Source organism: Bradyrhizobium sp., assembly GCF_035652035.1.
Classification (GTDB): domain Bacteria; phylum Pseudomonadota; class Alphaproteobacteria; order Rhizobiales; family Xanthobacteraceae; genus Bradyrhizobium.
On the sequence record NZ_DASREO010000085.1, the window covers coordinates 17,374 to 29,903 of the forward strand.

The 12,530-nt window shown below is 61.3% G+C and carries 9 protein-coding genes; 6 read left to right on the forward strand and 3 right to left on the reverse strand.

Annotation, left to right across the window (positions count from 1 at the left end):
- Window positions 1-28: 28 nt before the first annotated feature.
- Window positions 29-1,828 carry a glyoxylate carboligase gene (gene gcl / locus VFB05_RS22565; protein ID WP_325016357.1) on the reverse strand — a complete coding sequence of 600 codons (1,800 nt, stop codon included), beginning with the start codon at window positions 1,826-1,828 and terminating at the stop codon, window positions 29-31.
- A gap of 199 nt (window positions 1,829-2,027) precedes the next feature.
- Between gcl and VFB05_RS22570 the strand changes: the two genes are divergently transcribed.
- On the forward strand, window positions 2,028-2,996 hold the full coding sequence (locus tag VFB05_RS22570) for an MBL fold metallo-hydrolase (protein ID WP_325016359.1): 969 nt from the start codon (window positions 2,028-2,030) through the stop codon (window positions 2,994-2,996).
- A 67-nt stretch (window positions 2,997-3,063) separates the two neighbouring features.
- On the opposite strand, the gene VFB05_RS22575 is transcribed toward VFB05_RS22570, so the two are convergent.
- Entirely contained in the window at window positions 3,064-3,918 is an 855-nt protein-coding gene (locus tag VFB05_RS22575) for an IclR family transcriptional regulator (RefSeq protein ID WP_325016633.1), read from the reverse strand.
- A gap of 108 nt (window positions 3,919-4,026) precedes the next feature.
- A complete protein-coding gene (locus VFB05_RS22580) occupies window positions 4,027-6,156 on the reverse strand; it encodes an acetate--CoA ligase family protein (RefSeq protein ID WP_325016361.1) in 2,130 nt (709 codons plus the stop codon).
- 321 nt (window positions 6,157-6,477) lie between these two features.
- On the opposite strand from VFB05_RS22580, the gene VFB05_RS22585 reads away from it, so the two are divergent.
- The 5 genes from VFB05_RS22585 to oxlT all read left to right on the forward strand — a co-directional run bounded on the left by VFB05_RS22585 (window position 6,478) and on the right by oxlT (window position 12,288).
- Window positions 6,478-7,170: a GntR family transcriptional regulator gene (locus tag VFB05_RS22585; RefSeq protein ID WP_325016363.1), complete on the forward strand. Its 693-nt coding sequence runs from the start codon at window positions 6,478-6,480 to the stop codon at window positions 7,168-7,170.
- A gap of 78 nt (window positions 7,171-7,248) precedes the next feature.
- On the forward strand, window positions 7,249-8,982 hold the full coding sequence (gene oxc, locus VFB05_RS22590; protein ID WP_325016365.1) for an oxalyl-CoA decarboxylase: 1,734 nt from the start codon (window positions 7,249-7,251) through the stop codon (window positions 8,980-8,982).
- 62 nt (window positions 8,983-9,044) lie between these two features.
- On the forward strand, window positions 9,045-10,322 hold the full coding sequence (gene frc / locus VFB05_RS22595) for a formyl-CoA transferase (RefSeq protein WP_325016368.1): 1,278 nt from the start codon (window positions 9,045-9,047) through the stop codon (window positions 10,320-10,322).
- 188 nt (window positions 10,323-10,510) lie between these two features.
- Window positions 10,511-10,648 carry a hypothetical protein gene (locus VFB05_RS22600; RefSeq protein ID WP_325016370.1) on the forward strand — a complete coding sequence of 46 codons (138 nt, stop codon included), beginning with the start codon at window positions 10,511-10,513 and terminating at the stop codon, window positions 10,646-10,648.
- Between the two features lie 338 nt (window positions 10,649-10,986).
- Entirely contained in the window at window positions 10,987-12,288 is a 1,302-nt protein-coding gene (gene oxlT / locus VFB05_RS22605) for an oxalate/formate MFS antiporter (protein WP_325016372.1), read from the forward strand.
- Window positions 12,289-12,530: the final 242 nt, after the last annotated feature.

A 12,530-nucleotide genomic window follows, 5' to 3' on the forward strand; every position in this document is an offset into this window, starting at 1 on the left:
TGATCAGGCCTCGATAAGGCGGGCTCTGCTATACCGGAAGCAACTGATCGGCACGTTTTGCCGCAGGGCTGGCAGGCTCATCGTCGAGCGGCAGATCGAGCACCTCCTCGAATTCGACGACGTTGTCGATCTCGGTGCCCATCGCGATGTTGGTGACGCGCTCGAGGATGAATTCGACGACCACCGGCACCTGATGTTTCTTCATCAGTTCGCGCGCTTCCGTGAAGGCCGCCTGCGCGTTCTTCGGATCGGTGACGCGGATCGCCTTGCAGCCGAGCCCGGTGGCAACCGCGACGTGATCGACGCCGTAGCCATTAAGTTCGGGCGCGTTGACGTTCTCGAACGACAATTGCACGTGGTAGTCCATGTCGAAGCCGCGCTGAGCCTGCCGGATCAATCCGAGATAGGAGTTGTTCACGACGACGTGGATATACGGCAGCTTGAACTGCGCGCCGACCGCAAGCTCCTCGATCAAGAACTGGAAATCATAGTCGCCCGAGAGCGCAACGATCTCGCGGGTTGGATCGGCAGCGCGCACGCCGAGCGCCGCCGGCAGCGTCCAGCCCAGCGGACCCGCCTGCCCGGCGTTGATCCAGTTGCGCGGCCGATAGACGCTGAGGAACTGCGCGCCGGCGATCTGCGACAGCCCGATGACGCTGACATAGCAGGTGTCGCGGCCGAACGCTTTCGTCATCTCCTCATAGACGCGCTGCGGCTTGATCGGAACGTTGTCGAAGTGGCTCTTGCGCAGCATCGAGCGCTTGCGATCCTGGCACGCCGCCGGCCAGGCCTGACGCTCCTTCAGCTTTCCCGCCTTGCGCCATTCCCTCGCAACCGTCACGAACAGTTCGAGCGCAGCCTTCGCGTCGGACACGATGCCGAGATCGGGATTGAAGACCCGGCCGATCTGTGTCGGCTCGATATCGACATGCACGAACTTCCGTCCTTTCGTGTAAGTCTCGATCGAACCGGTATGCCGGTTGGCCCAGCGGTTGCCGATGCCGAGCACGAAGTCGGATTCCAGCATCGTGGCGTTGCCGTAGCGATGGCTGGTTTGCAAACCGACCTGGCCGGCCATCAGCACGTGGTCGTCGGGAATAACGCCCCACGCCATCAGCGTCGGCACCACGGGGACATTGGTGATCTCGGCGAACTGCACCAGGAGATCGCTGGCGTCGGCGTTGATGATGCCGCCGCCCGCCACGATCAGCGGGCGATCGGCGGCATTGAGCATCTCGAGCGCCTTCTCGACCTGCTTGCGCGACGCCGCGGGCTTGTAAACCGGCAAAGGCTCGTAGGTCTCGACGTCGAATTCGATTTCGGCAAGCTGCACATCGAGCGGCAGATCGATCAGCACCGGACCGGGACGGCCCGAGCGCATGATGTGGAAGGCCTGACTGAAGACGCGCGGCACCAGCGCCGGCTCGCGCACCGTCACCGCCCACTTCGTCACGGGCTTCGCGATAGCTTCAATGTCTACGGCCTGAAAATCTTCCTTGTAGAGCCGCGCCCGCGGCGCCTGGCCGGTGATGCACAGGATCGGAATCGAATCTGCGATCGCCGAATAAAGACCCGTGATCATGTCGGTTCCAGCGGGACCGGAGGTGCCGATGCATACACCTATATTGCCAGCCTTGGCGCGGGTGTAACCCTCCGCCATGTGGGAGGCACCCTCGACATGACGCGCCAAAATGTGGCTGATCGAGCCGTTCTTCTTCAGCGCTGAATAAAGCGGATTGATTGCGGCGCCGGGAACGCCAAAGGCGCAAACGACGCCTTCCTTCTCCAGGATCTGCACAGCCGCATCGACCGCTCGCATCTTCGCCATGTCACGCTCCATCCGATGATTTCTCGAGTGGAGATCATCGGGCTGAGCGGCACATCATCTCAACGGACGCGATTTTATTTCCCGCAAGATGGCAGTGAGGGGATTTTTTCGCGTCGCGTCAGAACGTTAGCGGCAAGAAAAAATGGAAGTGCAGAGTCTGCTCCAGCTGATAAGGTTTGATCCTTTGGGAGTGCCGAAGATGTTCGATGTCTCGCGCCGCAGCCTGACACTTGGCGCAGCCACTGCTTGCGTTGCGCTTGGGCTCGAAAAGCGGGTCACCTTTGTTGATCCGGCGAAAGCTCAACAATCCGACCCTCAACCCTATCGCAAGTACAAGATCGGCGACGTTGAAGTCTTTTCCCTGATCGACGGCATGCGCGATGCTCCCTTGCGGGACAATATGATCAGAAATGTTGATTTCGAACGGGTCAAAGCCGTGTTGCGTCATGCCGGTTTTCCCGACAATCGGCCGTCGCGCTTCATCGTGATGGCAGTCAAGCTGCGCGATCAGGTCGTGCTGATTGACGCAGGCACGGGCGGTCATCCGATCTACGGAGAGGGCAACGGACGGCTATTCGCGAGTATGGCCGCCGCGGGGCTCGACCCCAGGGCGGTCAAGACTATCCTCGTCTCTCATCTTCATGGTGATCACATCTACGGCCTGATGCACAACGAGACCAACGCGCAGCTCTTTCCGGATGCCGAGATCATGGTGCCGGCAACCGAGTTGAACTGGTGGACACGCCCGGGAGTCGAGTCGATCGATCTCGGGCCGACCCGCAAAGGACTGGCCCGGCGCATTCAGGCGACGATCGCGACGTGGAAAAATGTCAGGCCTTTCGAAGGAGAGCCAGAACTCGTGCCTGGCGTTCACGCCGTTCAGGTGCCCGGCCACAGCCCTGGAATGGTCGCGCACCTCGTCGCTTCCGGCGGCGATCAGTTTCTGATCAGCGCCGACGTGGTCAACTTCTCGCCCCACATTTCAATAAATCCGGAATGGCAGCTCGCTGTCGACCAGGACCCGCAGATGGCCGTCGAAACGCGAAAGAGGATTTTCGATCGCGCGGTCGCAGACAGGCTCATCATTTCAGGCACTCACTGGCTAATGCCCAATGCCGGCAAGCTGGCCAAGGATGGCAACAGCTACGTGTTCACAGCCGAAGTGTAACGCCGGGCAAGAATCCCCAGGACATAGCTGCGCCAGACTTCGCGTTCCAACCTACGAATACACGCCCTTAGCGAACCACTTCCGCGGCGGGCGGCATCACGCCGCCCAGCACGATGGTCAGTTCGGCTGCGACCGAACGCACGATACAGCCGAGCACGGGCAGCCTCTCGTCGGTGATCCGGCTGGTCATGCCGGAAACCGAAATGGCAGCGAGCGGTTCGCTGCAATCGTTGTAGACGACGGCAGCGATGCAACGCAGCCCGATGCGCGCTTCTTCGTCGTCCACGGCATAGCCGCACTGCCGCACCTTTTCGAGCTCCTTGAACAACTCGCCGGGACGAACGATCGACTTTTCGGTCAACCGCGGCATGCCCTGCCGGCAGATGATCGAATTGACGTCTTCGTCGGCGTAGGTGGCGAGCACCGCCTTGCCGACCCCGGAAGCCACCATCGCAACGCGGCCGCCCACTTTCGTGAGCGAGCGCATGATCTCGCGGCTTTCGATGCGCGTGAGCACGATGATGGACTCGTCGTCGACCACGGCGAGATTGGCGGTCTCGCGGGTCTGGTCGCGCAGCTTGCGCAAATAAGGCATCGCCTGCGCGGTAAAATTGCGGCGGCGGGCGAAGGTGGCGCCCACGGAAAAGCTCTGCGCGCCGACATGCCATTTCGATTCGTAGCGGTCGAAATGAACGAAGCGACGCTTTTCGAGTGTCGCGAGCAGGCGATGCACCGTCGAGGTCGATAGTCCCGTGCGTACGGCGAGATCGGTGAGACGATATCCCTCGTCGTCCTCGGCCAGCGTCTCGATGATCAGGAGCGCGCGATCAACCGATTGAACGCCGCCGTCGCGGGAATCGCCTTCGCTATCCATGCCCGATTTCGGCTCGACCGCCTTGCGCCGGATCACGTTTCTCTTCATCGCGACTGCCCCTGACATGAGAGACCTCTTCGCTCGATAAAACCGCGCTGCTCGATTCCAGATAAGAAAATGCCGCCCCGGTCTTGCCGGAGCGGCATGTCGTGTTGCTTAGAGCAGGCCCGCGCCGCGCGCCCACTTGTACTTGGCGCCCAATACCTCGACCGGGATTTCGGTCGAATAGGCATAGGCCGGAATGCCGTGCTGGTAGAGATATTCGGCGGCTTCCTCGACCTCGATGTCGCCGGCGAGCGAAGCGACGATCGGCTTCACGAAGCCCTTCGCTTCCATCTCCTTCTTCACCTCGACCATGTTGCGCGCAAACACCATCGGCGGCGTCACGATCGTGTGCCAGTAGCCGAGGATCAGCGAGTGAATGCGCTCATCGGTCAGGCCGAGCTTCACCGTGTTGACGTATGTGATCGGCGGCTCGCCGCCGGTGATGTCGACGGGGTTGCCGGCCGCACCGAACGGCGGGATGAACTTCCGGAACGCGGCATCGAGATCCGGCGGCATCGTCATCAGCGACAGGCCGTTATCGACGCAGGCGTCCGATAGCAACACGCCCGAACCGCCGGCGCCGGTGATGATCAGCACGTTCTCGCCCTTTGGCGTCGGCAGCACCGGAACGCCGCGCGCAAAATCGAGCAGCTGCCGCAGCGAACGGGCGCGGATCACGCCGGACTGCTTGAGAACGTCCTCGTAGATCTTGTCGTTACCGGCGAGCGCGCCGGTGTGCGAGGACGCGGCCTTGGCGCCGGCCGACGTACGGCCGGCCTTGAGCACGACCACCGGCTTCTTCTTGGCGACGCGCTTGGCGGCTTCGGCGAATGCACGGCCGTCCTTGAGATCTTCGCAGTGCTGCGCGATCAGGTTGGTGTTCGGGTCCTGCTCAAAGAAGGCAAGCAGATCGTCCTCGTCGATATCGGACTTGTTGCCGAGGCCGACGATCGCGGAGACGCCCATCTTGGCCGAACGCGAGAAGCCGATGATCGCCATGCCGATGCCGCCGGATTGCGACGACAGCGCCGCGTGGCCCTTGACGTCATAAGCCGTACAGAAGGTCGCGCAGAGATTGGCGGGCGTATAGTAGAAGCCGTAGATGTTCGGCCCCATCAGGCGGACGTTGTACTTCTTGCCGACCTCGACGATCTCGGCCTGCAATTCGGGATGGCCGGCTTCGGCAAAGCCCGACGGAATCAGGACGGCGCCCGGAATTTTCTTCTCGCCGCATTCGGTGAGCGCGGCCGCCACGAACTTTGCGGGGATCGCGAACACCGCAACGTCGATCACGCCCGGAACGTCCTTGACGCTCTTGTAGGCCTTGTAGCCGAGGATCTCCGGAGCCTTGGGATGGATCGGCAGGATCTCGCCCTTGTAACCGCCGTTGATGAGGTTCTTCATCACGGAGTTGCCGATCTTGCCGTCCTCGGCCGAAGCGCCGATCACCGCAACCGCCTTCGGCTGCATGATGCGGTTCATGGCGGTGACGATTTCTTCGGTCGGACGCGGCTTCTCGCGCGGCTTGTAGTCGAAATCGACGACGATGCGCACGTCGGCCGCAACTGCGTCCTTCTTGGTGGCAAACACCGGGTTGAGGTCGAGTTCGACGATCTCGGGGAAGTCGCTGACGAGCTGCGACACCTTGACGATGACGTCGGCGAGGGCTTCACGATTCACCGGATCGCCACCGCGTACACCCTTGAGCATCTCGTGCGCCTGGATGCCGTCCAGCATCGAGAGCGCATCGTCCTTGGTGGCCGGCGCAAGGCGGAAGGTGACGTCCTTGAGGACTTCGACCAGCACGCCGCCGAGGCCGAAGGCCACCAGCTTGCCGAACGAGCCGTCGGTGATGGAGCCGACGATGACTTCGGTGCCGCCGGCGAGCATCTGCTGGATCTGGATGCCTTCGATCTTGGCATCAGCCTTGTACTTCTTGGCGTTGGCCAGAATGACGTCGTAGGTTTTCTGGGCGTCTTCGGCGGTCTTGACGCCGACCACCACGCCGCCGGCCTCGGTCTTGTGGAGGATGTCCGGGGAGACGATCTTCATCACGACCGGGAAACCCATGCCGGACGCCATCGCGGCCGCCTCGGCCGCCGACTTCGCCACACCCTCTTTGGGAACCGGGATTCCGTAGGCGTCACAAACCAGCTTGCCTTCGGGCGCCGTCAGACTTGTGCGTTTGTCCGCCTTGACTGCATCGAGAACTTTGCGGACCGCATCTTTGGAATTCGACATTCGCTTCCTCCTTGACTTCAATTCTTGGTGCGCAGGCAGGAGGTGCTGGCATCAGCAACGTCTCGGCCTGGCGGGGACTCACTCGCTTTTCATGTGACGGCAGACGTTTAGACCAGGTCCGTTACAGCTTGACCGGGACGCGGGAATTCGCTCGTATGGCATTTGGTATGCCAGAAACGAACTTGTCAAGTCACGGAAATGCTGAAAACAGGGGCAACTTGACATTCTGGCATGTGGTATGCCAAAAATTACTGAGTTCTGGTTCTTAAATATAAGATACACCAACGGCGGACCTCTCACTCAACCAGGGCATCAACAACCATGGCCGACGCAGACATTGCCGTAGTCCGGATCGTGCCGGAGACAAGCTTCAAGAACAAGGCGTATGAGGCGCTGAAGGAAGCCATCCTGAAGATGGACATCTATGCGACGCCGGAGCCGGTAATGCTCGACGAGCGCGCGCTGTCCGAACGCCTCGGCGTCAGCCGAACGCCCATTCGCGAAGCGATCGCGATGCTGGAGCAGGACGGCTTCGTCAAGACCGTGCCACGCCGCGGCATCGTGGTCGTGCGCCGCACCAAGAGCGAAATCGTCGACATGATCCGCGCCTGGGCCGCACTCGAGAGCATGGCCGCGCGCCTGATCACGACCACTGCGCGCAAGAAGGACATTTCTGCGCTGCGCGACTTCTTCACCGATTTCGGCAAGGACCGCCTCCCCGAGCAGCACATCGAGGAATATTCGAAGGCCAATATCGCGTTCCACCAGGCGCTGATCGCGCTCAGTGAATCGCCGACATTGGTCGACATGACGAACGAGATCCTGCTGCATGTGCGCGGTTATCGTCAGTTGACGATCGGACGCACCGAGCGGATCGCCGCGTCCCTGCCCGAACATCTGGCCATCATCGACGCCCTCGAACAGCGTGATACCGAACTCGCCGAAAGGCTGGCGCGGGACCACACCCTCGGCCTTGCGGCTTTCGTCGAAGCGCACGGCAAGGAACTGTTTTAGGCGCGTCATACCTCACGCGTTTCGAACCAATCAGGGGACGAACTCGTTCCCGTTAAAAAACGACCAAGGAGAAGCGGAATGTCCGCAGTAGTACAGAGCATCGATGCCAAGGCGACCGAACAGGAACTGACGGACGGCTTTCACCTCATCATCGACGCGCTCAAGCTCAACGACATCAAGACGATTTACGGTGTGCCGGGCATTCCGATCACCGATTTCGGACGCATGGCGCAGGAAGAAGGCATCCGCGTTCTCTCCTTCCGCCACGAACAGAACGCAGGTTACGCCGCTGCGATCGCCGGCTACCTGACCAAGAAGCCCGGCATCTGCCTCACCGTGTCGGCGCCCGGCTTCCTCAACGGCCTGACCGCGCTGGCGCACGCCACCACCAACTGTTTCCCGATGATCCTGATCTCGGGCTCGTCCGAGCGCGAGATCGTCGACCTGCAGCAGGGCGACTACGAAGAAATGGATCAGCTCGCGATTGCGAAACCCCTTTGCAAGGCGGCCTATCGCGTGCTGCACGCGCAGGACATCGGCATCGGACTTGCGCGCGCGATTCGCGCCGCGGTCTCGGGCCGTCCCGGCGGCGTCTATCTCGACCTGCCCGCCAAATTGTTCGGCCAGGTGATGGACGCGGAAGCCGGCCGCAAGTCTCTGGTCAAGGTGATCGATGCCGCGCCGGCGCAGATCCCCGCCCCCGCTTCCGTCAAGCGCGCGCTCGATGTGCTTAAAGCGGCAAAGCGTCCGCTGATCATTCTCGGCAAGGGCGCAGCTTACGCGCAGGCCGACGAGGAGATCCGCACGTTCGTCGAAAAGAGCGGCGTGCCGTTCCTGCCCATGAGCATGGCCAAGGGCTTGCTGCCCGATCTTCATCCGCTGTGTGCGGGGGCTGCGCGCTCGACCGTGCTGAAGGACGCGGACGTCGTGATGCTGATCGGCGCCCGCCTCAACTGGCTGCTCTCGCACGGCAAGGGCAAGGCCTGGGGCGAAGCACCCAAAAAATTCATCCAGATCGACATCGAGCCGAAGGAAATGGATTCCAACGTCGAGATCGTCGCGCCTGTGGTTGGCGACATCGGCTCCTGCGTCTCCGCGATGCTGGCGGCAATGGGCACTGGCTGGACTTCTGCTCCGGCAGACTGGGCGCAGAAGGTCAGCGCCAAGCGAGAAGAGAACGTCGCCAAGATGGCGCCGCGGCTGATGAACAACAACTCGCCGATGGATTATCACGGCGCGCTCGGCGTGCTGCGCACCATTATCAAGGAGCGGCCGGACGCCATCCTCGTCAACGAGGGCGCCAACACGCTCGATCTCGCACGCGGCGTGATCGACATCTACAAGCCGCGCAAGCGGCTCGACGTCGGCACCTGGGGCGTGATGGGCATCGGCATGGGCCAGGCAATCGCTGCTACCGTCGAAACCGGCCATCCCGTGCTCGCGGTCGAAGGCGACAGCGCCTTTGGTTTTTCCGGCATGGAGATCGAGACCATCTGCCGCTACAACCTGCCGGTCTGCGTCGTCATCTTCAACAACAACGGCATCTATCGCGGCACCGACGTCAACAAGAGCGGTGGCGCCGATCCGGCGACCACGGTCTTTGTCGCCGGCGCCCGCTACGACAAGATGATGGAGGCGTTCGGCGGCGTCGGCATCAATGCGACGAGCCCGGACGAACTCAAGCGCGCTGTGAATGCAGCGATGGATTCCGGCAAGCCGACCTTGATCAACGCGGTGATCGATCCCGCCGCCGGCTCGGAGAGCGGACGCATCGGCAACCTCAATCCGCAAAGCGCTCTCAAGAAGAAATAAGCCAACAGGACCCACACGCTCCCGCGCACGGGAGCAGATCATTTGCAAGACGGAGTAAGACGATGACAAAGGCGCTGAAAGGCGTTCGCATTCTCGATTTCACGCACGTTCAATCGGGCCCGACCTGCACGCAGCTGCTGGCGTGGTTCGGCGCGGACGTGATCAAGGTCGAGCGCCCCGGCGTCGGCGACATCACGCGCGGTCAATTGCAGGACGTCCCGAACGCGGACAGCCTGTATTTCACCATGCTCAACCACAACAAGCGCTCGATCACGCTCGACACCAAGAACGCAAAGGGCAAGGAAGTCCTCACCGCGCTGATCAAGAGCTGCGACGTGCTGGTCGAAAACTTCGGCCCCGGCGTGCTCGATCGCATGGGCTTCCCCTGGGAGAAGATCCACAGCCTCAACCCGAAAATGATCGTGGCTTCGATCAAGGGCTTTGGTCCCGGCCCGTACGAAGACTGCAAGGTCTATGAGAACGTCGCGCAGTGCACCGGCGGCGCGGCTTCCACCACCGGCTTCTATGACGGTCTGCCGCTCGTGACCGGCGCGCAGATCGGCGACAGCGGCACCGGTTTGCATCTTGCGCTCGGCATCGTCACGGCGCTCTATCAGCGCACCCACAGCGGCCAGGGCCAGCGCGTTACGGCTGCGATGCAGGACGGCGTGCTCAACCTCTGCCGCGTCAAGCTGCGCGACCAGCAGCGCCTCGCCCACGGCCCGCTCAAGGAATACAGCCAGTTCGGCGAAGGTGTTCCGTTCGGCGACGCGGTGCCGCGCGCCGGCAATGATTCCGGCGGCGGTCAGCCCGGCCGCATCGTCAAGTGCAAGGGTTGGGAGACCGACCCGAACGCCTACCTTTATTTCATCACCCAGGCCCCGGTCTGGGAGAAGATTTGCGACGTGATCGGCGAGCCCAGCTGGAAGACCGATCCGAACTACGCCAAGCCGGCAGCCCGTCTGCCCCGCCTGAACGAAATCTTCGGCCGCATCGAACAATGGACCACAACCAAGACCAAGTTCGAGGCCATGGAGATCCTCAACAAGTTCGACATCCCCTGCGGCCCGATCCTGTCGATGAAGGAAATCGCCGAGGATCAGTCGCTGCGGGCCACCGGAACAGTGGTCGAGGTCGATCATCCGACGCGGGGCAAATATCTGTCGGTCGGCAACCCGATCAAGCTGTCGGACTCTCCGAGCGAGGTGAAGCGCTCTCCGCTGCTCGGCGAGCACACCGATGAAATCCTCCGCCAGGTGCTCGGTTTCTCCGACCACCAGGTGAAGGAAATCCATGATTCGGGCGCCCTCGATCCGCCGCGCAAGGAAGCGGCTGAGTAAATCGCGCTCCCGAAAGATACAAAAGGCCGCCGCCTCGGCGGCCTTTTTATTTGATAAAACAATGACTTATAGATACGTATTGTTGCATTGCAAAACAAATTATGCTGCTATGCAAACAAATCCGTTGTTCTTGGTATCTGGTATACCTACGTTAGGTCAGTCGCACTGACCAACTCAAGGAACGCCACATGCCCACGACCGCTGTTATCGCTTTCGCGCCCTCCGCCAACCCGTTTAGCCGCCTGCTCACGACCATCGACCGCTGGCTGATGGCCTACGCCGAGATCACGATCCGCAACGGCGATATCCCCCGCTGCGGCATTTGATAGACCGGGCGCAAGGATCCGCCCCCGATCCGAACAAAACCCTATCGCAGCCGATGGCTCCCAAACCTTGGGAGCCATTTTTTTTGCGCGTTGCGCGGCTATATGATGTCCTCAATCGAGGTGCAGTCGGCGCAGCATCGGCCGCCTGAAATCGAGGACCGCCTGCAGCAGAACCGGCTTGCCGTTCGACAGTCGCCATCAGCAGAAGGTCTAGCCTGCCCGGCAACATTGCGACAAAATCGATCTTGCGCCTTGGCATATATTATACCAGAATGTGAACTTGTAGCGCTCGACCTCCGACTGGGTAGGCCAAAAAGCGCACAACAGGAGGAGACACAATGACGGCAACCGCAGCGAGTGCGCCGAGCCAGAGCATATCCAACAGCTTTCGGTGGACGCAACTGATCGTCGGCATCATCTGCATGGCGATGATGGCCAATCTTCAATACGGCTGGACTTTCTTCGTCCCTCCCATGGCGAAAGCGCATAACTGGGAGATCGCCAGCATCCAGGTCGCATTCAGTCTCTTCATTGCGTTCGAGACCTGGTTGACCCCGGTTCAGGGATTCTTCGTCGACTGGATGGGCCCGCGCGGTCCAAAAGTCATGGTCGCGATCGGCGGCGTGTTCGCTGCCGCTGGCTGGCTCATCAACTCCTACGCCAACTCGCTGGAAGTGCTGTATGTCGGCGCAATTCTTTCCGGCATGGGTGCGGGCGGGGTCTACGCCACTTGCGTCGGCAACGCGGTGAGATGGTTTCCTGATCGCCGTGGCTTGGCGGTCGGCCTTACAGCCGCAGGCTTCGGTGCGGGCGCAGCCCTCACCGTCATTCCCATCCAGAAGATGATCGCCTCGATCGGCTACGCCGACACCTTCTTCTGGTTCGCGCTCTTTCAGGGCGGCATCGTCTTTGTGCTCGCCTGGCTCCTACGCCCGCCGCTGCCCGGCGAAGTCCCGACCGCCTCGGCCGTGAAAGTCCTGCAATCGAAGACCAGCAGCAACCCGGCTCAGGTGCTGCGATCTCCGCTGTTCTGGATTCTCTACCTGATGTTCATCGCGGTGTCCGCGAGCGGCCTCATGGTGACCGCGCAGCTCTCGATCATCGCCAAGGACTACGGCGTGGCGCAAACGATTCTTCTGTTTGGTCTGCCTACGCTGACGCTCGCCGGCGTCATCGACAGCGTGTGCAATGGCGGCGCCCGGCCGTTCTTTGGCTGGGTGTCCGACCAGATCGGCCGCGAATACACGATGGCGATCGCGTTTACCCTGGGCGCCGCCGCCTATTGGCTGCTTGGAACGGCAGGCACGACGCCGTGGGCATTCGTGATCTGCGCCGCGATCGTTTTCTTCACGTGGGGCGAGATCTTCAGTCTGTTCCCTTCGACCACGACCGATATATTCGGGCCGCAATACGCGACGACCAACACCGCCCTGATGTACTCGGCGAAGGGCGTGTCGGCCTTTGTGGTCCCGTTGGCCAACATCCTGAAGGTCCACACCGGCAGCTGGCACGCCGTGTTCGTGGTGGCATCGGTCATGAATCTTCTTGTGGTGGCGGCCGCCTTGTTCGTCATACGGCCGATGCGGCTGTCGGCAAAGGCCGCAGAAAAGGACAGCCCGGTGGCGCAGCCGGCGGAATAGGCGCGAAGGCGCCCTCCACCGAACAGGAATGTCGGGGCGCACCTCGGTGCGCCCCTCTTTTCCGCCGAAAATTCTGGCATACAAAATACAAATAAGATCTATGAGCTGCGGCGGCATAGTAACTTTCACCGGTGAAATGTCAGCGATACTGCCGCTTTTCCTGCGAAATCGCCCTCACAAACGAATTGACAACTGGCATAACGTATACCAAACTTCTTTCTGATATGATCATGCCTTCTGCG

What these genes read in the sequence shown, in the direction of transcription:
- oxlT (WP_325016372.1), top strand. Translation starts at nt 10,987, where the DNA reads ATGACGGCAACCGCAGCGAGTGCGCCGAGCCAGAGCATATCCAACAGC.
- VFB05_RS22585 (WP_325016363.1), top strand. Translation starts at nt 6,478, where the DNA reads ATGGCCGACGCAGACATTGCCGTAGTCCGGATCGTGCCGGAGACAAGC.
- gcl (WP_325016357.1), bottom strand. Translation starts at nt 1,828, where the DNA reads ATGGCGAAGATGCGAGCGGTCGATGCGGCTGTGCAGATCCTGGAGAAG.
- VFB05_RS22570 (WP_325016359.1), top strand. Translation starts at nt 2,028, where the DNA reads ATGTTCGATGTCTCGCGCCGCAGCCTGACACTTGGCGCAGCCACTGCT.
- VFB05_RS22580 (WP_325016361.1), bottom strand. Translation starts at nt 6,156, where the DNA reads ATGTCGAATTCCAAAGATGCGGTCCGCAAAGTTCTCGATGCAGTCAAG.
- oxc (WP_325016365.1), top strand. Translation starts at nt 7,249, where the DNA reads ATGTCCGCAGTAGTACAGAGCATCGATGCCAAGGCGACCGAACAGGAA.
- VFB05_RS22575 (WP_325016633.1), bottom strand. Translation starts at nt 3,918, where the DNA reads ATGAAGAGAAACGTGATCCGGCGCAAGGCGGTCGAGCCGAAATCGGGC.
- VFB05_RS22600 (WP_325016370.1), top strand. Translation starts at nt 10,511, where the DNA reads ATGCCCACGACCGCTGTTATCGCTTTCGCGCCCTCCGCCAACCCGTTT.
- frc (WP_325016368.1), top strand. Translation starts at nt 9,045, where the DNA reads ATGACAAAGGCGCTGAAAGGCGTTCGCATTCTCGATTTCACGCACGTT.